At 67.4% G+C, this 21,828-nt stretch carries 22 protein-coding genes; 20 read left to right on the top strand and 2 right to left on the bottom strand.

Going from position 1 to position 21,828, the window contains the following annotated elements; all coding sequences use genetic code 11:
* Positions 1-280: 280 nt before the first annotated feature.
* The 20 genes from DEH84_RS14730 to DEH84_RS14635 all read left to right on the top strand — a co-directional run bounded on the left by DEH84_RS14730 (position 281) and on the right by DEH84_RS14635 (position 20,727).
* Complete coding sequence (locus DEH84_RS14730) at positions 281-2,644, top strand: DUF1549 and DUF1553 domain-containing protein (protein WP_109038419.1); 2,364 nt, start codon at positions 281-283, stop codon at positions 2,642-2,644.
* Positions 2,645-2,692: 48 nt separating this feature from the next.
* Positions 2,693-4,144: a DUF1501 domain-containing protein gene (locus DEH84_RS14725; protein WP_109037529.1), complete on the top strand. Its 1,452-nt coding sequence runs from the start codon at positions 2,693-2,695 to the stop codon at positions 4,142-4,144.
* Positions 4,144-4,530 carry a hypothetical protein gene (locus tag DEH84_RS14720; protein WP_218929730.1) on the top strand — a complete coding sequence of 129 codons (387 nt, stop codon included), beginning with the start codon at positions 4,144-4,146 and terminating at the stop codon, positions 4,528-4,530. Before DEH84_RS14725 ends, DEH84_RS14720 begins: the two co-directional genes overlap by 1 nt.
* Positions 4,530-5,270 carry a c-type cytochrome gene (locus tag DEH84_RS14715; RefSeq protein WP_109037528.1) on the top strand — a complete coding sequence of 247 codons (741 nt, stop codon included), beginning with the start codon at positions 4,530-4,532 and terminating at the stop codon, positions 5,268-5,270. Before DEH84_RS14720 ends, DEH84_RS14715 begins: the two co-directional genes overlap by 1 nt.
* Positions 5,267-5,866 carry a peroxiredoxin gene (locus DEH84_RS14710; protein ID WP_109037527.1) on the top strand — a complete coding sequence of 200 codons (600 nt, stop codon included), beginning with the start codon at positions 5,267-5,269 and terminating at the stop codon, positions 5,864-5,866. Before DEH84_RS14715 ends, DEH84_RS14710 begins: the two co-directional genes overlap by 4 nt.
* Before the next feature lie 42 nt (positions 5,867-5,908).
* Positions 5,909-6,397: a c-type cytochrome gene (locus tag DEH84_RS14705; protein ID WP_109037526.1), complete on the top strand. Its 489-nt coding sequence runs from the start codon at positions 5,909-5,911 to the stop codon at positions 6,395-6,397.
* Positions 6,398-6,402: 5 nt separating this feature from the next.
* On the top strand, positions 6,403-7,134 hold the full coding sequence (locus DEH84_RS14700) for a lectin (protein ID WP_109037525.1): 732 nt from the start codon (positions 6,403-6,405) through the stop codon (positions 7,132-7,134).
* Positions 7,135-7,211: 77 nt separating this feature from the next.
* Entirely contained in the window at positions 7,212-10,409 is a 3,198-nt protein-coding gene (locus tag DEH84_RS14695; RefSeq protein WP_109037524.1) for an efflux RND transporter permease subunit, read from the top strand.
* Positions 10,406-11,653: an efflux RND transporter periplasmic adaptor subunit gene (locus tag DEH84_RS14690; RefSeq protein WP_245932608.1), complete on the top strand. Its 1,248-nt coding sequence runs from the start codon at positions 10,406-10,408 to the stop codon at positions 11,651-11,653. The genes DEH84_RS14695 and DEH84_RS14690 overlap by 4 nt, the downstream gene beginning before the upstream one ends.
* Before the next feature lie 72 nt (positions 11,654-11,725).
* The gene (ccmA, locus tag DEH84_RS14685) at positions 11,726-12,373 is read left to right on the top strand and encodes a heme ABC exporter ATP-binding protein CcmA (protein WP_109037523.1); all 648 of its coding nucleotides are present in this window, start codon (positions 11,726-11,728) and stop codon (positions 12,371-12,373) included.
* The gene (gene ccmB / locus DEH84_RS14680) at positions 12,373-13,041 is read left to right on the top strand and encodes a heme exporter protein CcmB (protein WP_109037522.1); all 669 of its coding nucleotides are present in this window, start codon (positions 12,373-12,375) and stop codon (positions 13,039-13,041) included. The genes ccmA and ccmB overlap by 1 nt, the downstream gene beginning before the upstream one ends.
* Positions 13,042-13,071: 30 nt before the next feature.
* A complete protein-coding gene (gene ccmC / locus DEH84_RS14675) occupies positions 13,072-13,875 on the top strand; it encodes a heme ABC transporter permease CcmC (protein WP_109037521.1) in 804 nt (267 codons plus the stop codon).
* The gene (ccmD, locus tag DEH84_RS14670; protein ID WP_109037520.1) at positions 13,872-14,075 is read left to right on the top strand and encodes a heme exporter protein CcmD; all 204 of its coding nucleotides are present in this window, start codon (positions 13,872-13,874) and stop codon (positions 14,073-14,075) included. The genes ccmC and ccmD overlap by 4 nt, the downstream gene beginning before the upstream one ends.
* Complete coding sequence (gene ccmE / locus DEH84_RS14665; RefSeq protein ID WP_109037519.1) at positions 14,072-14,518, top strand: cytochrome c maturation protein CcmE; 447 nt, start codon at positions 14,072-14,074, stop codon at positions 14,516-14,518. The genes ccmD and ccmE overlap by 4 nt, the downstream gene beginning before the upstream one ends.
* A gap of 4 nt (positions 14,519-14,522) precedes the next feature.
* Entirely contained in the window at positions 14,523-16,568 is a 2,046-nt protein-coding gene (locus DEH84_RS14660; RefSeq protein ID WP_109037518.1) for a heme lyase CcmF/NrfE family subunit, read from the top strand.
* On the top strand, positions 16,565-17,116 hold the full coding sequence (locus tag DEH84_RS14655) for a DsbE family thiol:disulfide interchange protein (protein WP_109037517.1): 552 nt from the start codon (positions 16,565-16,567) through the stop codon (positions 17,114-17,116). Before DEH84_RS14660 ends, DEH84_RS14655 begins: the two co-directional genes overlap by 4 nt.
* A complete protein-coding gene (locus DEH84_RS14650) occupies positions 17,109-17,621 on the top strand; it encodes a cytochrome c-type biogenesis protein (protein WP_245932607.1) in 513 nt (170 codons plus the stop codon). The genes DEH84_RS14655 and DEH84_RS14650 overlap by 8 nt, the downstream gene beginning before the upstream one ends.
* Positions 17,618-18,319, top strand: coding sequence for a tetratricopeptide repeat protein (locus tag DEH84_RS14645; RefSeq protein WP_109037516.1), 702 nt, complete (start codon positions 17,618-17,620; stop codon positions 18,317-18,319). Before DEH84_RS14650 ends, DEH84_RS14645 begins: the two co-directional genes overlap by 4 nt.
* Before the next feature lie 88 nt (positions 18,320-18,407).
* A complete protein-coding gene (locus DEH84_RS14640) occupies positions 18,408-19,295 on the top strand; it encodes a dienelactone hydrolase family protein (RefSeq protein ID WP_109037515.1) in 888 nt (295 codons plus the stop codon).
* A gap of 145 nt (positions 19,296-19,440) precedes the next feature.
* Positions 19,441-20,727: an O-acetylhomoserine aminocarboxypropyltransferase/cysteine synthase family protein gene (locus DEH84_RS14635; protein ID WP_109037514.1), complete on the top strand. Its 1,287-nt coding sequence runs from the start codon at positions 19,441-19,443 to the stop codon at positions 20,725-20,727.
* Between the two features lie 18 nt (positions 20,728-20,745).
* Here DEH84_RS14635 and DEH84_RS14630 read toward each other — a convergent pair whose 3' ends face one another.
* Both DEH84_RS14630 and DEH84_RS14625 read right to left on the bottom strand, forming a co-directional pair.
* Positions 20,746-21,219 (bottom strand): DUF6691 family protein, encoded by a 474-nt coding sequence (locus tag DEH84_RS14630; protein ID WP_342755623.1) that lies wholly within the window; start codon positions 21,217-21,219, stop codon positions 20,746-20,748.
* 14 nt (positions 21,220-21,233) lie between these two features.
* A complete protein-coding gene (locus DEH84_RS14625) occupies positions 21,234-21,665 on the bottom strand; it encodes a YeeE/YedE family protein (RefSeq protein WP_109037513.1) in 432 nt (143 codons plus the stop codon).
* Between the last annotated feature and the right edge of the window lie 163 nt (positions 21,666-21,828).

The following is a 21,828-nucleotide window of genomic DNA, read 5'->3' as shown; positions in this document are numbered from 1 at the left end:
CGGGTGGGCGAGGTGGCCCTCCTTTCGTTGCGGTTCGGATAAGCATAGAAAAATCACAAATATCCTTTCATATCAATGATTTGGGTGATTTTTGCTTGTCGATCGGGTTGACGCTGCGGGTGGCACGCAAGTTGCGCTATGCCGCCATCCCTCGCTGTCCCCTGGCACCTTTCCCGGAACGTCGGCAACGAGGCCCTTTCAGGTATTTCGTTGTGGTTTCATATATCCAAGGAAAGCAAGCAAATGAATTTTCCGCGTATCGCAAATGGAGGCTCTGGAAATGAATAACAGATGGCTTGTCTCCGCCGCAGTCGGGCTCGCGGCTGTTTCCTTGCAGGCGGCCGAGCCCACGCCCTCGGCGGGCACGAATCCGGTGTCGGCCAGCGCCGCGAAACCGGCCGCGGCCACCGGTCGCTGGAGCCCGTATCAGCCTCTCAAGACGCCTTCCGTGCCGACCGTGCAGAACGCGCGGTGGGTGCGTTCACCCATCGATGCCTTTGTGCTCGCCCAGCAGGAAACCGCCGGGCTCAAGCCATCGCCCGAAGCCGATCGGGCCACCTTCATCCGCCGTGCCACGCTCGATGCATGGGGCTTGCTGCCCACGCCGGAGGAGGTCAAGGCCTTCGTCAACGACAAGTCGCCTCAGGCTTACGAGAAGCTGGTGGACCGTCTGCTGGCATCCCATCACTTCGGGGAACGCCAGGCTCGTCGTTGGCTGGACCTGGCCCGCTACGCGGACAGCACCGGCTTTCAGAACGACAACACGCGGCCCAACAACTGGCGCTATCGCGACTACGTCATCAACGCCTTCAACAGCGACAAGCCCTACAACCGCTTCATCCAGGAGCAGCTGGCCGGTGACGAGCTGTGGCCGGAGGACCAGCAGGCCCGCATTGCAACAGGCTTTCTGGCGGGCTACCCCGACAACTACAACTCGCGTGACCTCATTCAGCGGAAGTACCAGATCGAGACCGACATGACGGATCTGGTCGGCGAGGTCTTCCTGGCGCAGACCATCGGTTGCGCCCGGTGCCACAACCACAAGTCGGACCGCGTCAGCCAGAAGGAGTACTTCCAGCTGCAGGCCTTCTTCGCCAACACGGCCTTCAACGAGAAGGCACCGCTGGCCAAGGGCACGGAAACCGAGTTCGACCGGGCCTATCAGAAGCAGCTGGCCGTCTACAACGAGGCCACGAAGGACATCCGGGCGCGTCAGAAGGCCATCCTCGATCAGGTGCGCGAGGCTGGTCGCAAGTACTACAACGAGCGCTACCTCGATGACAGCCGTGCCGCCATCTTCAAGCCCGAAGCCGAGTGGACGCCACTCGACAAGTGGGTGAACTGGCGCAAGCAGGCCGTGGCGTCCGACAACGAGATCGTCAGCTACCTGCGTGACACCGCAGAAGAGAAGACGCGTGCGGACTACAAGGAGGACCACGTTGCCCTGTGGAAGGAGTACAAGGGCCTGCAGGAGCAGCTCAAGCAGTTCGACAAGCTCAAGCCGTCCAAGGGCAGTGGCACCCTGACGACCGCGCTGGAGCTGACCAGCAAGGAGGTGCCGCCCACCCACGTGCGCTTCACAGGCATCCACGAGAAGCCACTGGAGGCCGTGAACCCTGGCATCCCGGCGCTGTGGGGCGGCAAGGGTGAAGTGCCCATAACGCCGCTGGCCCATTCTTCCGGTCGCCGCGCGGTGCTGGCTCAATGGTTGAGCGCCGACAACAACCCGCTCACGGCACGCGTCTACGTGAACCGGGTCTGGGCCCAGTACTTCGACAAGGGCATCGTGCCCACGGTGGCCGACTTCGGTCGTGCGGGCCAGAAGCCGACCCACCCTGAGCTGCTGGACCACCTGGCCTCGAAGTTCGTCGGCGACGGCTGGAGCATCAAGAAGCTGCACCGCGAGATCCTGTTGTCGTCCACCTATCGCCAGTCGTCTGACGAGCGCAAGGACGTCGCGAAGCTCGACCCCGAGAACAAGCTCTTGGCTGTCTATCCGCGCAAGCGCCTGGAAGCCGAAGAGATCCGCGACTCGTTGCTGTACGCGTCGGGCCTGCTGGTCGACAAGGTGGGAGGACCGTCCGTGTTCCCGCCGGTGCTCAAGCGTGGCAACGACGTCGGCAAGTCGCAGGATTTCGCGGGCAACCGTGCATGGACCGTGTCCGATGACCAGGAGGACTGGCACCGCCGCAGCCTCTATGTGTTCACGCGTCGCAGCTTCCCGTACCCGATCACGCAGAACTTCGATCCGGCCAACCCCAACAACCCGCATCACAAGCGGGATGTGACGACCACGCCGCTGCAGGCCCTGACCCTGTTCAACAGCGAGATTGTCTTTGACTGGAGCCAGGCGTTGGCGGGCCGCGTGATCAACGAGGCCGGGGCGAACGAGGATGCACAGCTCAATCGGGTCTACCAGATCCTGTTTGCCCGGGAGCCCAACAAGACCGAGCGCGCTGCGCTCAAGCAGTTCCTCGCCGATCAGCAGATTGCCATCCGTCAGAAGGTCGCCGAGGGCAAGTTCGAGGTGGCAGTGCCGTGGGGCCTGAAGAACACCAAGGGCTACGACCCCATCAAGTCAGCGGCCTTCGTGGACCTTGTGCACACCGTCGCGAACGCCAACGACTTTGCCTATCGCTTCTGACCGGACCCATCCGGCTGACGAACCCTCATCCAGACAAGGAATCAGAGCATGAACAACGAACAACGTCGCGCCTTCCTGCGCCAGGCCGGCCTGGGCCTCGGTGGTGCAGCCCTCGGCGGCTTTCTTCCCGGGATCGGCTACATCGGTGCAGCCACCGCGGCCGAGCTGGCCGACCCGCTGGCACTGAAGTCGCCGCACTTTCCGGGCAAGATCAAGTCGGTGATCTGGCTGCATCAGAACGGCGCGCCCTCGACGCTCGATCTGTACGACTACAAGCCGGAGTTGCAGCGCCTGGCTGGCGAGCCGGTGCCGGCTTCCTTCCTCAAGGGCATCAAGACCAGCACGCAAGGCGGGGTGGGCAAGCTCTTCGTGTCGAAGGAGCGCACCTGGAAGCAGTATGGGGAGAGCGGCGCCTGGTTCTCGAACCTGCTGCCCAACCTGGCTCAGCACGCCGACAAGCTCACCTTCATCAAGTCGAGCACGACCGTGGGCGCCACGCACGATATCTCGATCCTGAAGCTCAACACGGGTGACCTCAACCCGGGGCGGCCGTCGCTGGGTGCCTGGATCACGTATGCACTGGGCTCGGCCAACCCGGATCTGCCGCCGTACGTGGTGCTCTACAACGGCGACCGCGAGCCGTCGGCCGGCTCGGTGAACTGGGCCTCTGGCTTCCTGCCGGCGGTGTACCAGGGCACGGCCTTCCGACCGGGCGAGAACCCCATCCTCTACCTGAACCGACCCGACCTGCGCAGCCCCGCGCAGCAGCGCGCTTCGCTGGACCTGCTCAAGCGTCTGAACAACATCGGCGCCGATCGGTACCCGAGCGACACCGAGCTGCGGGCCCGCCTGCAGTCATACGAGCTGGCCGACCGCATGCAGACGGCCGCCCCGAAGGCCGTGGACATCAGCAAGGAAACGGCCGCCACCAAGGAGCTGTATGGCTTGAATGACAAGACCAGCCAGAGTTATGGCGAGGTGCTGTTGCGGGCCCGCCGCCTGGTGGAGAACGGCGTGCGCTTCGTGCAGGTGGTCTCCGGCTTCCCTGAAGGCGCGGACATCGACCGCCAGAGCTGGGACGCACACAGCGAGCTGGATCAGAACCACGCCGTGATGGCGCGCATGGTCGACAAGCCGATTGCCGGCCTGCTGCACGACCTGAAGGAGCGCGGTCTGCTGGACACCACGCTGGTGGTGTGGACCTCGGAGTTCGGCCGGACCTCTTGGGGCGAAAGCGGGAGCGGCCGCGATCACAACCCCTGGGGCTATACACAGTGGCTGGCCGGAGGGGGCCTCAAGGCGGGCTTCACCTACGGCGAGACCGATGACGTCGGGCTGCAGGTGGCCGACAAGGAGAAGTCGGTCGACACCTATGACCTGCATGCCACCGTGCTGCACCTGATGGGGCTCGACCACCTGAAGACGACCTTCATCCACAACGGCCGATCCGAGCGCCCCACGGTGGTGTACGGCAAGGTCATCAAGGACATCCTGGCCTGATGCGCAAGCTGTCTGCCCTGATCCCGCTGGGAGTGCTGTGCTTCGCAATCGGGCTGGCCCGCGCGGCCGATGCCGCGCTGGACATGGACCTGATGCAGAACGTGGAGGACGCCAACAAGAGCCTGGCATCGAACATCGCGCTGCGCGATGCCGGTGCCTCTGCGAAGGATGCCGAGGAACTGCACACCCTGTTCCAGACGGTGGAGAAGCACTACCTGGCCAAGCCGGAAGCACCGGACGGCCTGGCGCTCTCGCGCAAAAGCCTGCAGCTGACCGAGAAGATCCAGCAGCAGGTGGGCGCGCAGGACTTTGGGGGCGCCTCGGGCTCTGCCACAGAGCTGTCGCGCACCTGCCGCGCCTGCCACACGTTCTACAAGCAGTCCTGATGGGCCAGCGGAAGTCCTCAAAGAACGCCTGCATCGGCGTGTTGCTGTGTCTGCTGGCTGCCATCCCGCTGGGCTCGCTGGCAGCCGGTACACAGGGCCGCAAGGGTGGACCCAGCCAGGCTTCGCCCACCATGCCGCGACCCGGTGACGCAGCGCTAGGGCAAGGCAAGGCGGACGCCGAGCGCTGCATCGAATGCCATGGCGCAGACGGGCAGGGCCAGGGCCACAGCAACGGGCCCGAAGGCAAGTTCGCGCGGCTGGCCGGGCAGCAGGCCGCCTACATCGTCAAGCAGATTCAGGACTTCCGTTCGGGTGCGCGCAAGCACGACCAGATGGCCATCATGGCTCGCAGCATCACCGACGAGGACGCGGCCGACATTGCTGCGTACTTCGCGTCGCTGCCGTCCATGCGGGGGGACGCCCGCGACGTCAGCGAGCTCGGACGCCGGCTGTACGAACAGGGCGATTCAGTTCGGGGCGTACCTGCCTGCGCAGCGTGCCACGGCCCAAGAGGCGAGGGGCAGCGAGCTCAGCCGCTGTCGCCCGTCCTTGGCGGGCAGGAGTGGCGCTATCTCGATCAGCAGTTACGCAACTGGCGTAGCGGCGATCGCCGTAACAGTCCGGGCGGCGTGATGAGCGATGCAATCCGCCCCCTGACCGACACCGAGATCGAGGCCCTGGCCTCTCACCTGTCGGGGCTGTCAGCCCATTCCGATCAACGAGGAAACACCACACCATGAACAAATCTGTCGCCGGCGCCGTGCTGGCCCTTTCTGCCGCCTGGCTCGCGTGGCCCGCCCACGCCGCGCTCAAGGAGGGGGACATCGCCCCTGACTTCCGCCTTCAGGCGTCACAAGCGGGAAAGCCCTTTCACTACGCGCTCAAGGACGCGTTGCGCAAAGGACCGGTCGTCGTCTATTTCTATCCTTCGGCCTTCACCAATGGCTGCAACGTGCAGGCTCACCTGTTTGCCCAGAACGTCGAGAAGTTCGCCGCGGCGGGTGCGTCGATCGTCGGCGTGTCGCTCGACAGCATCGCGCGCCTGAACGATTTCTCGGCCGATCCCCAGTTCTGTGCTGGAAAGATCCCGGTGGCGTCGGATGCGGACGGCAAGGTCGCCCGTGCGTTCGATCTGCCGGTCACCGAAGTGCCCGCCGGGCGCAAGGACACCCGCGGCATCGAGATCGACCATGCGCGCACCGAACGCACGACCTTCGTCGTCACGCCGGATGGCCGCGTGGCCGCCACGGTCGGTGGCGTGTCGCCAGACCAGAACGTGCGCAAGGCACTGGAAATCGTCCAGCAACTGGCTGCCACCAAAGGGCGCAAGTCCTGAGCATCCCTTTCATCCCATCTCCAACCCATCACAAGGAAGACCATGAAGAACCGCAAGCGCTTTGCCGCCGTTCTGGGCGCCACGGCGTCCACCGTGCTGGCCGCCCTGCTGGCCGCCCAGGCCGCCCACGCGCAGCAGGCCCCCAAACCCGAGCAGCTGATCAAGTGGCGTCAGTCGGCCTACCAGGTGATTGCCTGGAACACTGGCCGCGTGAAGGCCAACGTGGACGGCACGTACAACAAGGACGACGTGATCAAGGCGGCCAACGCGATTGCCGCCCTGGCCAACTCCGGACTGGGCGCGCTCTATGCGCCGGGCACGGAAACCGGCAAGGGGTGGCGGGAGACGGCCGTCAAACCCGAGCTGTTCACCGACAAGAAGGCCGGCGAGGTGGCCGCATCGTTCAACAAGGAAGCCAATGAGCTGTCCCGTGTGGCGGCCGCAGGCGATGTGGGGCAAGTGAAGGCCCAGCTGGCGAAGCTGCAAGGCACCTGCAAGGCCTGCCACGACGACTACCGCAAGAAGGACTGAACACCATGAAGCACACCATTCAGTCCATCGCCGCAGCGTCGTTCGTGGGCCTGCTCATGCTGACGAGCGCCGCCGTGCAATCCCAGACTGCCGCAGCGCCGGCCGCTGCCCCGCAGCCGGCCAACCGGGAGGTCGGGCCCTTCAGCTTCTTTGTCACCAGCGTCGGCTCCGGCAAGGGTGCGGATCTGGGCGGCCTGGCTGGCGCGGATGCGCACTGCCAGAAGCTTGCGGCCGCGGTCGGTGCCGGTAACCGCACCTGGCGGGCCTACCTGAGCACGCAGTCGTGGGACGGCAAGCCGGCCGTCCATGCGCGTGACCGCATCGGCACCGGTCCGTGGTTCAACGTGAAGGGCGCACTGATCGCCCGCGACGTGGCACACCTGCACGGTGACAACCTGGAGGACGCGCGCATCGGCAACGCCATCAACTGGTCGACGGCACTGACCGAGCAGGGCCAGCCGGTGAAGCGGGCTGGCGACACGCCGAACGAGCACGACATCCTGACCGGTTCTCATCCGGACGGGCGGGCCTTCGTCAACGACACCTCGGACCGCACCTGCAAGAACTACACGAGCAGTGCGGAGGACGGGGCCGTCCAGGTCGGGCACTTCGATCGCACCGGGGGCGTGCACACGGCGCTGTCGTGGAACTCGGCCCATGCGAGCCGCGGTTGCAGTCAGGCGAAGCTGGTGAGCACCGGCGGGGCCGGCTACTTCTACTGCTTTGCCGCTAGGTAAGCACAGCGGGCGGGTGTCTGCGGACACCCGCCGCCTCGGCTCACGCATTCTCTTTCTGCCTTCCCGCCGCCCGCCCCATGTGGATCGTCCGACTCGCGCTGCGCCGCCCCTATACCTTCCTCGTCGGTGCGCTGCTCATTGTGCTGGCCGCGCCGCTGCTGCTGCGCAAGGCGCCCGTCGATGTCTTTCCCAAGATCGACGTGCCCGTCGTGGCCATTCTGATGAGCTACAACGGGCTCAACGCGAAGGAGATGACCGACCGCATCATCACGCCGATCGAGCGCAACCTGGCCAACTCGGTCGGCGACATGGCGCACACCGAGTCCCAGACCATGGCCGGTCTCGGTGTCATCAAGGTGTTCTTCCAGCCGCAGGTCGACCAGGCCACGGCCATTGCGCAGGTGGTGTCCAGCACGCAGGCTGCCTTGCGCTCGCTGCCGGCAGGGGCCACGCCGCCGACGATCATCAAGTACAGCGCGACCGACCTGCCGATCCTGCAGCTCGGCATCAGCAGCCCCGTTCGCAGCGAACAGGAGCTCAACGAGCAGGCCTTCAACGTCCTGCGAACCAGGCTCATCACCGTGCCCGGCGTGGCCGTGACGGCGCCGTACGGCGGGCGCTTCCGCCAGGTGTCGATCGACCTCAATGGGCCGGCTCTGGTGGCGCGCGGGCTCACGGCGGTGGACGTGGTCAACGCACTGAGCGTGCAGAACCTGACCCTGCCTTCCGGCTCGGCGCGGATCGGCAGCCAGGAGGTGGCCGTCCAGCTCAATGGCTCGCCATCGAGCATGCAGGCGCTGGGCGACATCCCGATCACCACCGTCAATGGCAACACCGTGTTCGTGCGCGACGTGGCCCAGGTCAAGGATGGTTTCCAGCCGCAGACCAACGTGGTGCGCCGCGATGGCGAACGCGGCCTGCTGATGACGGTGCTGAAGAACGGTTCGGCCTCGACGCTGGACATCATTCGCCAGATTCGGGAGGAGTTGCCACGTTATCTGCAGAGCCTGCCCGAGGACATCACGGTGACACCGCTCGCTGACCAGTCGGTGTTCGTGGACGCGGCCATCCAGTCGGTGCTGCACGAAGCGCTCATCGCCGGCTGCCTCACGGCCGCCCTGCTGCTGCTCTTTCTGGGCAACTGGCGCAGCACCGCCATCATTGCGGTGTCCATCCCGCTGTCCATCCTCGTGTCGCTGATCGTGCTGCACCTGATCGGCGAGACCATCAACATCATGACGCTCGGCGGGCTCGCGCTGGCGGTCGGCATCCTGGTGGACGACGCCACCGTGGAGATCGAGAACGTCGAGCGGCACCTGCACATGGGCAAGGCCCCGCAGGCGGCCATCCTCGACGGCGCGGCCGAGATTGCCGGGCCGGCCCTGGTGGCGACACTGTGCATCTGCATCGTCTTCGTGCCGATGCTGTTCCTGCCCGGCGTGGCAGGGCAACTGTTCAAACCGTTGGCGCTGGCGGTGGTGTTCGCCATGTTGGCTTCCTATGTGCTGTCGCGCACGCTGGTGCCCACCCTGGTGATGTACCTGATGCGCCACCGGGAGCGTGCCCTGCCGCCTGGCCGTCTTGGCACGGTCTTGCTGTCGGTCCACCATGGCTTTGAAGCCGCGTTCGAGCGGGCGCGGCGCGCCTATGCGGCTCAACTGGCGGGACTGCTGCACCACCGCCTTCGGTACGGTGCGGCCTTCCTCACCCTGGCCCTGGCCTCGTGCGGCCTGTTTGCCGTGCTCGGCCGCGACTTCTTTCCGGTCGTCGATGCGTCTCAGATCCGGTTGCACGTGCGGGCGCCGCTCGGCACACGCATCGAAGAAATGCCGGCCTTCATCGACCAGGTCGAGGCCCACATCCGGCAGGTGATCCCCCGCGAGGAACTGCTGGGTCTGGTCGACATCGTGGGCGGGCCCTATTCGCCGTTCAACACGCTCTACAGCAACAACGGCACGTTCGACAGCAGCGACGCCGAGATCCTCGTGAGCCTGCAGCCGGGGCTGCGCAAGACCGCCGGCTACATCCGCGAGCTGAGGCGCACGCTGCCCCAGCGGTTTCCCGGCAACGAGTTCTACTTCCAGCCGGCCGACATGGTCAGCCAGACGCTCAACTTCGGGCTGAGTGCGCCCATCGACATCCAGATCCAGGGCAACAAGACCGAAGAGAACCTTGCTGTGGCGACGACGTTGATCAACCGGATCCGCAAGGTGCCGGGCGCTGTCGATGTCACCTTGCATCAGCGCTTCAACCGGCGCGCGCTGGCGCTCGAGATGGACCGCGCTGCGCTGGCCCAGACGGGCCTGGTGGCGAGAGATGTGGCGCAGAACGTCATGGTGTCCATGAGTTCGAGCTTTCAAACCGCGCCCACTTACTGGCTCAACCCAGTCAATGGCACCGTGTACAACGTGGCTGTGCAGGTGCCGCAACAGCAGGTGGACAGTCTGGGGGCCATGCTCAGTCTGCCGATCAACGGGTCGGGTGGAGGGGACGCGCGCGAGCCGCAATTGTTGGGCAGCGTGGTGCAGGTGAGGCCGACCAGCCTGCAAGGCAACGTCTCGCACTACAACATTGCCAACGTGCTCGACATCCATGTCAGCGTCGATGGCCGTGATCTGGGCAGCACCTATGCCGAGATTGCCGCGTTGATCGATGGCGTGCGCGGCCAGTTGCCGCGCGGCTCGGAGATCACGGTGCGGGGTCAGGTCGAGACCCTGAAGACCGCCTACAACGCGCTGGCTGCGGGTCTGCTGGTGGCCGTGCTGCTGGTTTACCTGCTGCTGGTGGTGCACTTCCAGTCCTGGCTGGATCCCGCTGTCATCCTCAGTGGCCTGCCGGCTGCCCTGGCGGGCATCGCCTGGATGCTTTACCTGACGGGAACGCCTCTGTCGGTGCCCGCGCTGACCGGGGCGATCATGACCGTGGGCGTCGCCACGGCGAACAGCATCCTGGTGGTGTCCTTTGCACGTGAGCGCCTGGCCGAAGGTGCGGATGCCATCACCGCGGCCCGCGAGGCCGGTGCCACGCGCCTGCGTCCGGTGCTGATGACCGCGCTTGCCATGGTGATCGGCATGGTGCCGATGGCCCTGGGCCAGGGGGAGGGCGGCGAGCAGAACGCCCCGCTCGGGCGGGCCGTGATCGGCGGGCTTGCGGCGGCCACCCTGTCCACCCTCGCCTTTGTTCCGCTGGTGTTCGCCGGCGTCCATGCACGGCGACGGGCCCGTGCGCACCGCCGCAATGGCCTGGCTGTTGCCCAACCCTTCCCGCTGTCATGAACGCACAACTGAATCCAGAAGGCTTTCCGGTCGAGGAGCCCGAGCCTGTCCCAGCCGACGAAACACGCCAGGTGCCCCGAGCCCGCGTGGCGCCGTGGGGCTGGGGGATGCTGGCTGTGTTGCTCCTGGCCGGTGGCGCACGCACCTGGGTGAATGCCGAGCAGGCGAGGGCGGTTCGCGCGGGCACCGAGGCCGCAGCCGTGCGCTCCGTGCTGTTCATCCGGCCCGAGGTGGCGCGCGGCGAACGCACGCTGACCCTGCCCGCGACGCTGAGAGGGCGGCAGGAGGCCGCGATCCACGCGCGCACCAACGGGTATGTGAAGGCGTGGAAGAAGGACATCGGCGACCGCGTGAAGCAGGGCGAGGTGCTGGCCCTGATCGACACGCCGGAGGTCGATCAGGACCTGGCCCAGACCCGGGCCACCCTGCAGCAGATTCAGGCGCGCCTGGAGCTGACCCGGACGTCGCTGGCGCGATGGGAGAGCCTGCGGGGCAGCAACGCCGTCTCGCAGCAGGAACTCGACGAGCGCCGGTCCGCCTTTCAGGCTGCACAGGCCGATCTGGCTGCGGCCCGTGCCAGTGTCCAGCGGCTGGAAGCCCTGCAGCAATTCGGTCGCATCGTCGCGCCGTTCGATGCCGTGGTGGTGCGCCGCCATGTCGAGGTCGGAGCGTTGGTGGCGGCAGGCAGTGCGACCGCGAACCGCGAGCTCTACTACCTGGCACAGGATGACGTGCTGCGGCTGACCGTGGCGGTGCCTCAAAGTCACCTTGATGGCGTGAAGGTGGGGCAGTCCGTATCGCTCCGCCTGCTCGAGCGGCCTCCGCTGAAGCTGGCAGGCATGGTGCGCCGGGTGGCAGGGGGGATCGACGCGGCCACGCGCTCCGCCCAGGTGGAAGTGGAAGTCCCGAATGCGGGCGGCCAGCTCAAGCCGGGCGGGTACGTCGAGGTCGGCCTCGAGCTGGCCGGGGCTGGCCCGACGCTGTTTGTGCCGCCCACCGCGGTGCAATTCCGTCAGGACGGACCCCGGGTGGCGGTGCTGAACGAGGATCAGTCATTGAGCCTGAGACCCGTGAAGTTGGGGCGCGACCTGGGGCGCTCTGTCGAGGTCATCGAGGGTCTGTCGGCAGACGAGGCGGTGGTGCTGAACCCGCCCGATACCGTCCAGGCCGGCGAGCGTGTGCGCGCCAGCGAGGCACCCAAGGAAGCGCCCAAGGACGGGCCGAAGTCCGCTCGCAAGGGCTGAAGCCTTTCCCGTCATAAGCAAGCGCTTTTTCCTTCGTTGGTTGGCGGCGGTGGCGTCGATAGAGTGCTTTCCATGTTGTCGACCCCGGATTCCACTGCCCACGATGCAGCCTGGCTCAGCGCCACAAACCTGGGGGCCGGCCCCGCCGGCCGCCTGCTCTTTGCCGGTTTGAACCTGCATCTGGCTGCGGGAGAGGCGCTCTTCATCGCCGGGCCCAACGGCGCCGGCAAAACGACGCTGCTGCGCATCCTGGCCGGGCTGGCCGAGCCGGCGCAGGGCCAGGTGGCTCGACCCGCTCATGCCGTGAGCTACATCGGCCACGCGCCCGCGCTGAAGGACGATCTGAGTGCGGCAGAAAATCTGAAAGTGGCGGCCCACGTGGCGGGCCTGCGCGTGTCCGACGACGGTGTGCGCCGTGCGCTGACGCGCTTCGGGCTGGCCACCCGCACCCATCTGCCTGCGCGGGCCCTCTCGCAGGGCCAACGCCGGCGTGCGGTGCTGGCGCGGCTGGCACTCACCTCGGCCCCCGGCGTGCTGTTGCTCGACGAGCCCTTCAATGCGCTGGATGAGGCTTCAGGCGAGGTGCTGGCCGAGGTGCTGACCGAACGTCTGGATCAGGGGGCGGTGCTGGCTTACACCACGCACCAGCCGCGCAGGATCGTGGCCCGCCGCCATCACACGATCCGGCTCGGGGTGCCGACGATGCGGGAGGCAGCCTGATGGGGCGGGTCTTTCTGACCGTGCTCCACCGGGACCTGCAGCTCGCCTTTCGCCGCCGATCCGATGTGTGGACCACGTTGAGCTTCTTTCTCGTGGCGGCCAGCCTCTTCCCGCTGGCGGTCAGCCCCGAGCGCGACACGCTGCGCGGCATGGCCCCCGGCATCCTGTGGGTGGCCGCGCTCCTGTCGTCCACGCTGTCGCTGGGTCGCCTGTTTGCGCTGGACCATGCCGACGGCACGCTCGAGCAGTTGCTGCTCTCACCCGAGCCGCTGAGCCTCATCGTGCTGTCCAAGGTCGTGGCGCACTGGCTCGTCAGCGGCCTGCCGCTGGTGCTGTTGTCGCCGCTGCTGGCGCTGCAGTACGACCTGCCGACGCCGGCCATCGCGGTGCTGACGGGCAGCCTCGCGCTCGGCACCCCGGTGCTGAGCCTGGTGGGCGCCATCGGAGCGGCCCTCACGCTGGGCCTGCAGGGCGGCGGTGTGCTGGTCAACCTGCTGGTGTTGCCGCTGCTGGTGCCGGTGCTGATCTTCGGCGCTGGCTCCGTGGTGGCCCATGGCAGTGGCCAGGGCCTGGCTGCCCATTTCTATCTTCTGGCCGCCTTGCTGGCCTTCACGCTGGTTGTCGCCCCCTGGGCTGCGGCGCACAGCCTGAAGGTGTCGGTGGGATGAGGCGGACACCGTGATCGACAAGGATCTGCAATGAGCACGACCACCTGGTTGCGACATCGGCAACCCGACGGGGCCGCGGCCACCCGGGGCCTCTGGCGCTTTGCCTCGCCCCCGGCTGCCTTTCGCCTGGCCGGGCAACTTCGCCCTTGGGCCATCGCGCTGGCCGCTGTCACGGCGGTCATCGGCCTGTATGTGGGCCTGCTGGTCGCGCCCACCGACCACCAGCAGGGCGAGGCGTATCGCATCATCTTCGTGCACGTGCCGGCGGCCTGGCTGTCGATGGTGCTGTACGTGGCCATGGCCTTCTGGTCAGCGGTGGGCTGGGTCTTCAACACCCGGGTGTCGTCGCTGCTGGCGCGCGCCATCGCGCCCACCGGCGCGCTGTTCACCTTCCTGGCCCTGTGGACCGGCGCCTTGTGGGGCCAGCCCACCTGGGGCACCTGGTGGGTCTGGGATGCCCGCCTGACCTCCGAACTCATTCTCCTGTTCCTCTACCTCGGCGTGATGGCGCTGCAGTCGGCCATCGACGATCCACTTCGTGGCGACCGGGCAGGTGCCTTGCTGACCCTGGTCGGCGTGGTCAATGTCCCGGTCATCTATTTCTCCGTGCAGTGGTGGAACACCTTGCACCAGGGCGCGTCGGTGAGTTTCAGATCGGCGCCCACGATGGCCGCCCCCATGCTCGCGGGCATGCTGCTGTGCACCGTGGCGCTGTGGGCCTGGGCCGTTGCGGTGGTGTTGCAGCGTCTTCGCACGCTCATCCTGCAGCGCGAGGCCGACGCCGCCTGGGTTCGGGCGCTGCTCGCGCCTCACCAGACCGGAGTGGCGCGATGAACTGGACGAGCTGGAATGCCTTCATCGACATGGGTGGCTACGGGCGGTATGTGTGGGGATCGTTTGGCGCGGTGGCGCTGGCACTGGGCATCGAGGCGGTGCTGTTGCGCCACGCCGATCGCCGCCTGCGCAATGCCGTGCGGGCGAGCTGGCAGGACGAGGCCGCCGAAGGCCCGGCTCACGTGGAGTCTGCGCCATGAAGCCGCGACAGCAGCGTCTGGCCCTGGCGCTCGGCGGTGTCGCCGTGCTCGGGCTGGCGGTCTTCTTTGTGCTGCAGGCGTTTCAGCAGAACCTGGTGTTCTTCTTCACGCCCTCGCAGATCAGCCGGGGCGAGGCGCCCGTGGGCCGCAGCTTCCGCATTGGCGGCATGGTCGAGGCAGGCAGCCACCGCCGGGAAGCCAATGGCCTGGGCCACCGCTTTGTGGTGACCGACGCGGTGCAACGGGTGGAAGTGCAATACGCCGGGCTGCTGCCCGATCTCTTCAAGGAGGGCAAGGGCGTGGTCGCGCAGGGCCGCTTGCAGGCCGACGGCCGGTTTGCGGCCGACGAGGTGCTGGCCAAGCACGACGAGAACTACATGCCGCCCGAAGCGGCCAGGGCACTCGAGCAGGCCCGGGCTCCGCTGGGCGCGAAGGAAAGGTGAGCCGATGACGGCCGAGTGGGGACAGTGGGCGCTCATGCTGGCGCTGGGCGTGGCCTTGTTGCTGGGCAGCGTGCCCCTATGGGGGGCGCAGACCGGGCGCGCACACTGGATGGCGCTCGCCCGGCCTCTGGCCGCGGCGCAGTTCGTGCTGGTGGGCGCGGCGTTCGGGCTGCTGGTGGCCGCGTTCGTGCAGATGGACTGGTCGGTGGCCTATGTCAGCCAGCACGCCAACGGCCTGCTGCCCTGGCCCTTGCGGGTGGCCGCGACCTGGGGTGGCCACGAGGGCTCGTTGTTGTTGTGGCAACTCATGCTGTCCGGCTGGACGCTGGCGGTGGCCATCTTCAGCCGGCGTCTGTCTCCCGACACGCTGGCCCGCGTGCTCGCCGTGCTCGGCCTCGTCAGCATCGGCTTCCTCAGCTTCACGCTGTTCACATCCAACCCGTTCGACCGCGCGCTGCCAGCGCCGCTGGAGGGACAGGATCTGAACCCGCTGCTGCAGGACCCGGGCATGATCTTTCACCCGCCGCTGCTCTACATGGGCTACGTCGGGCTCTCGGTGGCGTTTGCGTTCGCCATCGCGGCACTGATCAGCGGCCGGCTGGACGCCGAATGGGCCCGCTGGTCGCGCCCATGGACGCTCGCTGCCTGGAGCTTTCTGACGCTGGGCATCCAGCTGGGCAGCTTCTGGGCCTATTACGAGCTGGGGTGGGGCGGCTGGTGGTTCTGGGATGCGGTCGAGAACGCCTCCTTCATGCCCTGGCTGGTGGCCACTGCCCTGCTGCACTCGCTCGCGGTGAGCGAGCAGCGCGGCAGCTTCAAGAGCTGGACGGTGCTGCTGGCCATCCTCGCGTTCTCGCTGTCGCTGCTGGGCACCTTTCTGGTCCGCTCGGGCGTGCTGACCTCGGTGCATGCCTTTGCGAGCGATCCCCGACGCGGCCTCTACATCCTCGCCTTCCTGGTCATCGTCATCGGCGGCTCCCTGGCGCTGTATGCGTGGCGTGCGCCTCGCATCGGGTTGGGTGGGCGATTCGATTTGCTCTCGCGCGAGACAGCGCTGCTGCTCAACAACGTCTTTCTGCTGGTCAGCGCTGCCACCATCCTCTTGGGCACCCTGTATCCACTGGCTCTGGATGCCATCACGGGCGTGCGCATCTCTGTCGGGCCGCCGTATTTCGAGGCCGTGTTCGTGCCCTTGATGCTGCCGCTGCTGGGGCTGCTGGCGCTGGGGCCGTTCGTGAACTGGAGGCGCGACACAGGGGGCGCACTGTGGATTCGCCTGCGCGGGGCCTGGCCGGTGTTGCTGACGGCCGCGGCAGTGACCCTGCTGGCCGCCGGTTTCTGGGCACGGCTGTCAGCCGGGGTGGCCGCCGGACTCTTGCTGGCCGTGTGGATTGGTGTGGGCACCGTGCACCTGGTGGCGCGCCGCGTGCAGGGCGTGGCAGCAGAGAGCTGGCCCCGTGCCGTGGCGCACATCCCGGCCGCCTGGTGGGGCATGGTGGTGGCACACCTGGGTGTCGGTGTGTTCGTGGCCGGCGTGACGCTGGCACGCGGGCTGGATCACGTTCAGGACGCCAGCCTGCAGGTGGGGCAGGCCGTGCAGGTCGGCGACTACCGCTTTGCCTTCCAGGACCTTCAACGCGCGCAAGGGCCGAACTATGTCGCTGCACGGGCCACCTTCGAGGTGTCACGGGGCGGGCAGCGGCTGACGACCCTGTACCCCGAAAAGCGCCTGTACGTGGTACAGCGCATGCCCATGACGGAGGCCGCCATCGACCGCGGCTGGACGCGCGACTTGTATGTGTCGCTGGCCGATACCGGCCCCGACGGCGCCTGGGGGGTGCGCGTGCAGGTCAAGCCCTTCATGAGCTGGGTCTGGTCCGGGGTGCTGATCATCGCTTTCGGGGGCGTCTTGTCGGCGTGCGATGCCCGGTACCGACGGCATCGAACTCGCTCATCCAGTGAGCCTGAAAGCCTGACACAGCCGGTGCCGGATGCCCGTGTCGGGGTGCCATCGCCCCTGGTGAGAAATCTGAAGGGAGGGCGCGCATGAGCCGCTTTGTTCTGCCGCTGGCCTTGTTCGCCGCGATCGTTGCCACCCTGGCGCTGGGTCTGCGTCATCAGGCCGAGGGCGCCGACCCGGCGGTGTTGCCCTCTGCGCTGGTCGGGCACGATGTGCCCGCCTTTACCGCCCCCGTGCTGACGTCGGTACGCACCGAAAACGCGTCGTTCCAGCCCGCGGACCTTAAGGGCCAGGTGTGGCTGCTCAATGTGTGGGCCTCCTGGTGCACCAGCTGCCTGCACGAACACCCCGTTCTGGTCGCCCGCGCTCAGGCCAGCGGGATCGCGCTGGTTGGCCTGAACTATCAGGACGACCCGGGCCGCGCCCGTGCCTGGCTGGTCGAGCATGGCAACCCCTATGTGGTCACGGTGTCCGACAACGAGGGGCGCGTGGGGATCGAGTTCGGCGTGGTCGCCGTGCCGGAAACCTTTGTCATCGACAAGCGTGGGCGGATTCGCCACAAGTTCACCGGGCCGTTGAGCGAGGCCGACTGGCAGCAGACCCTGTTGCCGCTGATCCGGGAGTTGCAACGTGCGTGACCGCCTTGTCTGTACCGGCCTGTTGGCCCTGATCCTGAACGGGATCCCCGGTGCCCGCGCGGCCGAGGTGCCGGATGGGGCCGCACCGCACGCGGCCGGCTCCGATACGGTGCTCGAAGACCGGGTGCACGCGCTGGCGGCGGAGTTGCGTTGCCTGGTCTGCCAGAACCAGAGCGTGGCGGACTCGCACGCGCCGCTGGCGGTGCAGTTGCGCGAGGTCGTGCGCAGCCAGGTGGCGGCCGGCGCGAGCGACCAGCAGGTGCGTGACTTCATGGTCCAGCGTTATGGTGCCTTTGTGCTGTACCGCCCGCCCTTGCAAGCGGCCACCCTGGCCCTGTGGGGCGGGCCGGTGGTGATGCTGTTGCTGGCGCTGGCTGGGCTGGCGCTGGCGGTGCGCGCCCGAAGGCTGCGCGATGAGGACCTCGCCGAGGCGACCGCCGCGGCGCCCACGCACCTCGAGCATGAGGCGGGCTCGTTGCACCCCCGTCGCGGGAGACCGGCATGAACCCGTCGGATGCCGTCTTCCTGTCCGGCGCACTGGCCCTGGCCTCGGTGCCGGTGATCGCCGTGTTGCGCCCGTGGTGGCATGTTGCGCGCGGCGCGGGCGTGGCCGTGTCGGGCGCCCTGCTGTCGGGCGCGGTTGTGGGGTATCTGGCGCTGGGGCAGCCGGGCATGTGGTCCGTGCGCGTGCCGCATGAGCGGGCCGCCGCCGCACCGTCCGATGCGGGACAGGTGGGCCCGGCCCAGATCGAAGCCATGGTGCAGCGCCTGGCGGCCCGCCTGAAGCAGCAGCCGGACGATGTGGAAGGTTGGCGCAAGCTGATTCGCTCGTACGAGACGCTGCAGCGCTTCGACGACGCCGTGGCGGCCTGGCAGCGGCTGTTCCAGCTGGTGCCGCCCGGTGCGGACCAGCTCACCGAGTACGCGGTGACGCTGGGCATGGCTCGCGGACAACGGCTCAGCGGTGAACCGGAGCAGGTGCTGGAGCGGGCGCTGAAACTCGATCCCGACCACGTACAGGCGCAGGCCCTGTTGGGCAGTGCCGCGCTCGAGCGGGGAGACCACGCCCGGGCGATCGCCCGTTGGGAAGCCTTGCTGGCCCGTGCGCCGGCCGACGCCGAAGTGCAGGACCGCATCCGCGCGCAGATCGACAGGGCGCGTGACCTCGCTGCACGCGATGTGGCGCCCCGGCCCGCACGATGACGTGAACCTGAATCCCTGTGCCAGTCAGGGCGCTTCTCAACCTGCCAGACTGTCACCGCCGATCCCCCTATCCCACCCAGGAGAGACCATGTCCCGACTGACCGCCCGAGACTTCGCCCCCGAAGTGCTGCGCCTGTTCGACCAGTATGTCCACGGCCAGCTCGACCGCCGCGGCTTCCTGCAGGGCGCGGGCAAGTACACCACCGCAGCGGTCTCGGCCGAGATGCTGCTGGCGCAACTGGCACCCAACTTCGCGCACGCGCAGCAGGTGGCCCCGGACGATGCGCGAATCGTCGCCTCGTTGGTCGAGATCCCGTCGCCGCAGGGCCATGGCACCGTGCGCGGTTACCTGGTGAAGCCCGCACGCGTGCAGGGAAAGCTGCCCACCGTGCTCGTCGTGCACGAGAACCGTGGTCTCAACCCGCACATCGCGGACGTGGCACGCCGGCTCGCGCTGGCAAATTTCATTGCCTTCGCACCGGATGCGTTGTCTTCGCTGGGCGGCTACCCCGGTGACGAAGACAAGGCGCGAGAGCTCTTCCAGAAGCTCGATCCGGCGCGCGCCCGAGCGGATTTTGTCGCGGCTGCGCGCTGGCTGAAGGCGCATCCGGATGGCAACGGCAAGACCGGGGCGGTCGGCTTCTGCTACGGCGGCGCCATCGCCAACCACCTGGCAGTGCAACTGCCCGAGCTGGATGCCGCCGTGCCGTTCTATGGGGGGCAGCCCGCTGCAGAAGAGGTGGCGCGCATCCAGGCGCCGCTGCTCATCCACTACGCCGAGCAGGACGAGCGCATCAATGCCGGCTGGCCTGCCTACGAGGCGGCGCTGAAGCGCTCCGGGGTGCGCCACGAGGCCCACATCTACCCCGGCACACAGCACGGCTTCCACAACGACACCACGCCGCGCTATGACGAGGCGGCCGCCCGGGTGGCCTGGCAGCGCACGCTGGCGTTCTTCGAGCGGCACCTGCGCTGAGCAAGGCGCCCGCCGTCGTGCGAGCCGCTGCGGCTTATGCGCAACCCGCATGACGCGCATCAGTTCCCCCACTTGGCTTTGTCGAGCTGACGGCTTAGTGTGTGCGTCTGCGTTCAGCAGACCCCAGACCAACAAGAGGAACACGATGTCGAACCCGAACTGGAAATTCGAAACCCTGTCAGTGCACGCCGGCTACTCGCCCGACCCGACCACCAAGGCCGTGGCCGTGCCCATCTACCAGACGGTCGCGTACGCCTTCGACAGCGCGCAGCACGGTGCCGACCTGTTCGACCTGAAGGTGCCGGGCAACATCTACACCCGCATCATGAACCCCACCACCGATGTGCTGGAGCAGCGCGTCGCGGCGCTGGAAGGCGGCATCGGCGCCCTGGCCCTGGCCTCGGGGCAGGCGGCCATCACGTACGCCATCCAGACCATCACCGAGGCCGGTGACAACATCGTGTCATCGACCGCCCTGTATGGCGGCACCTTCAACCTGCTGGCCCACACCCTGCCGCAGTACGGCATCACCACCCGCTTTGCCGACCACCGGGACCCGGCCAGCTTCGAAGCGTTGATCGATGAGCGCACCAAGGCCATCTTTGTCGAATCGCTGGGCAACCCGGCCGGCAACGTGACCGACCTGGAAAAGATCGCCGAGATCGCCCACCGCAACGGCGTGCCGCTGATCGTCGACAACACCGTGCCGTCGCCCTACCTGTGCCGCCCGATCGAGCACGGCGCCGACATCGTGGTGCACTCGCTCACCAAGTACCTCGGTGGCCATGGCACCAGCCTGGGCGGCGCCATCGTCGACTCCGGCAAGTTCCCGTGGGCCCAGCACAAGGCCCGCTTCAAGCGCCTCAACGAGCCGGACCCCAGCTACCACGGCGTGGTCTACACCGAAGCCCTGGGCCCGGCGGCCTACATCGGCCGCGCCCGCGTGGTGCCGCTGCGCAACACCGGTGCAGCGATCTCGCCCTTCAACGCCTTCCTGATCCTGCAGGGCATCGAGACGCTGAGCCTGCGCATGGACCGCATCAACGAGAACACCAAGAAGGTGGCCCAGTTCCTGAAGGACCATCCGCGCGTGGCATGGGTCAACTACGCAGGCTTGGAAGACCACCCCGAGCATGCGCTGGCCAAGAAGTACCTGAGCGGCAGCGCCTCCGGCCTGCTGACTTTCGGTGTGCCGGGTGGCCGTGAGGGGGGCGCCCGGTTCCTGGACGGCCTCAAGCTCTTCACCCGTCTGGTGAACATCGGGGACGTGCGCTCGCTGGCCACGCACCCGGCGTCGACCACCCACCGTCAGCTGTCGCCCGAAGAACTGGCCAGGGCCGGTGTGACGGAAGACACCGTGCGCCTGTGCGTGGGCATCGAGCACATTGCCGACCTGCTTGCCGACCTGGATCAGGCGCTCGCGCAGGCCTGATCGGCCCCGAAGCCTGGCTCAGCCCCGATTCGTCCGGCGCTGCAGCCAGGCCCCGGCCAGCATCGCGGCCACCACGATGCCGGCCTCGGCGTTGCCTGCCAGCAGGCCGGTCAGCGCCGGCCCCGGGCAGTAGCCCGACAGCCCCCAGCCCACGCCGAACAGGGCTGCGCCGATCAGCAGTCGGGCGTCCAGCGTCCGCTTCTGCGGCAGGTGAAACTGCACGTCACACAAGGGCGCGGGCCGCCGCGCCACGAGGCGGAAGCCCACCAGCGTCACGCCCACAGCCCCGCCCATCACGAAGGCCAGGCTGGGGTTCCACACGCCCGCCACATCGAGGAAGCCGAGCACCACGGTCGGATCGGTCATGCCCGACAGGATCAGGCCCGCTCCGAACACGAGGCCGGCCAGGAGGGCGATGCCGATGCCCGCGCGGGTGCGGCAACGGTCCATCATGCAGACGGCGTTGCGATCGGATGCAGTGTGTGCAGACATGAGGTGATCTCCCTTCAATAGCCGGCGCCAACCACGTGGCGCATCACGAACACCGTCACGGCCCCCGTGCCCATGAAGGTCAGCACGGCCGCCAGCGAGCGCAGCGACAGCCGCCCCAGGCCGCACACCCCGTGCCCGCTGGTGCAGCCGCTGCCCAGTGACGTGCCCCAGCCCACCAGCAGCCCGCTGATCACCAGCAGGGGAAGGTGCATCTCGCGCGCGGGTGCCAGTGGCGCTCCCGTGCCCTGCTGCCACAGCCATCCCGCGCCGACCAGCCCGGCCACAAACGCCAGACGCCATCCGGGGCCGGCCTGCCAGTTGGCGCGCTCCAGCAGGCCGAAAGTGATGCCACTGATGCCGGCGATGCGACCCAACCCCACCAGCAGCAACACCGAGGCGCCGCCGATCAGCAGGCCGCCGAGCAAAGGAAAAAGGGAGGAGGACATGAGGCGATCCTGGATTCGTTTAATACCCCCACCAGTATATGAGACGAGGAAAACCGGCACAACTGGCCGGGTGTTCACCGTCCTTGCTTGTTATGCGGTTTCTGCATATGAAGTTGCCAAAACTGTCCTTCTCTGCCGATCATGCGGTCCCTAACATTCGCCA

It is taken from the genome of Aquabacterium olei, from assembly GCF_003100395.1.
GTDB classification, from domain to species: domain Bacteria; phylum Pseudomonadota; class Gammaproteobacteria; order Burkholderiales; family Burkholderiaceae_C; genus Aquabacterium; species Aquabacterium olei.
Note: the sequence above shows the minus strand (reverse complement) of the source record. Positions and strands in the feature narration are given on the sequence as shown.

Bases quoted from the DNA above. Each gene is read 5' to 3' on its own strand.
- DEH84_RS14730 (WP_109038419.1), top strand. From the start codon at position 281: ATGAATAACAGATGGCTTGTCTCCGCCGCAGTCGGGCTCGCGGCTGTT.
- DEH84_RS14725 (WP_109037529.1), top strand. From the start codon at position 2,693: ATGAACAACGAACAACGTCGCGCCTTCCTGCGCCAGGCCGGCCTGGGC.
- DEH84_RS14720 (WP_218929730.1), top strand. From the start codon at position 4,144: ATGCGCAAGCTGTCTGCCCTGATCCCGCTGGGAGTGCTGTGCTTCGCA.
- DEH84_RS14715 (WP_109037528.1), top strand. From the start codon at position 4,530: ATGGGCCAGCGGAAGTCCTCAAAGAACGCCTGCATCGGCGTGTTGCTG.
- DEH84_RS14710 (WP_109037527.1), top strand. From the start codon at position 5,267: ATGAACAAATCTGTCGCCGGCGCCGTGCTGGCCCTTTCTGCCGCCTGG.
- DEH84_RS14705 (WP_109037526.1), top strand. From the start codon at position 5,909: ATGAAGAACCGCAAGCGCTTTGCCGCCGTTCTGGGCGCCACGGCGTCC.
- DEH84_RS14700 (WP_109037525.1), top strand. From the start codon at position 6,403: ATGAAGCACACCATTCAGTCCATCGCCGCAGCGTCGTTCGTGGGCCTG.
- DEH84_RS14695 (WP_109037524.1), top strand. From the start codon at position 7,212: ATGTGGATCGTCCGACTCGCGCTGCGCCGCCCCTATACCTTCCTCGTC.
- DEH84_RS14690 (WP_245932608.1), top strand. From the start codon at position 10,406: ATGAACGCACAACTGAATCCAGAAGGCTTTCCGGTCGAGGAGCCCGAG.
- ccmA (WP_109037523.1), top strand. From the start codon at position 11,726: ATGTTGTCGACCCCGGATTCCACTGCCCACGATGCAGCCTGGCTCAGC.
- ccmB (WP_109037522.1), top strand. From the start codon at position 12,373: ATGGGGCGGGTCTTTCTGACCGTGCTCCACCGGGACCTGCAGCTCGCC.
- ccmC (WP_109037521.1), top strand. From the start codon at position 13,072: ATGAGCACGACCACCTGGTTGCGACATCGGCAACCCGACGGGGCCGCG.
- ccmD (WP_109037520.1), top strand. From the start codon at position 13,872: ATGAACTGGACGAGCTGGAATGCCTTCATCGACATGGGTGGCTACGGG.
- ccmE (WP_109037519.1), top strand. From the start codon at position 14,072: ATGAAGCCGCGACAGCAGCGTCTGGCCCTGGCGCTCGGCGGTGTCGCC.
- DEH84_RS14660 (WP_109037518.1), top strand. From the start codon at position 14,523: ATGACGGCCGAGTGGGGACAGTGGGCGCTCATGCTGGCGCTGGGCGTG.
- DEH84_RS14655 (WP_109037517.1), top strand. From the start codon at position 16,565: ATGAGCCGCTTTGTTCTGCCGCTGGCCTTGTTCGCCGCGATCGTTGCC.
- DEH84_RS14645 (WP_109037516.1), top strand. From the start codon at position 17,618: ATGAACCCGTCGGATGCCGTCTTCCTGTCCGGCGCACTGGCCCTGGCC.
- DEH84_RS14640 (WP_109037515.1), top strand. From the start codon at position 18,408: ATGTCCCGACTGACCGCCCGAGACTTCGCCCCCGAAGTGCTGCGCCTG.
- DEH84_RS14635 (WP_109037514.1), top strand. From the start codon at position 19,441: ATGTCGAACCCGAACTGGAAATTCGAAACCCTGTCAGTGCACGCCGGC.
- DEH84_RS14630 (WP_342755623.1), bottom strand. From the start codon at position 21,219: ATGTCTGCACACACTGCATCCGATCGCAACGCCGTCTGCATGATGGAC.
- DEH84_RS14625 (WP_109037513.1), bottom strand. From the start codon at position 21,665: ATGTCCTCCTCCCTTTTTCCTTTGCTCGGCGGCCTGCTGATCGGCGGC.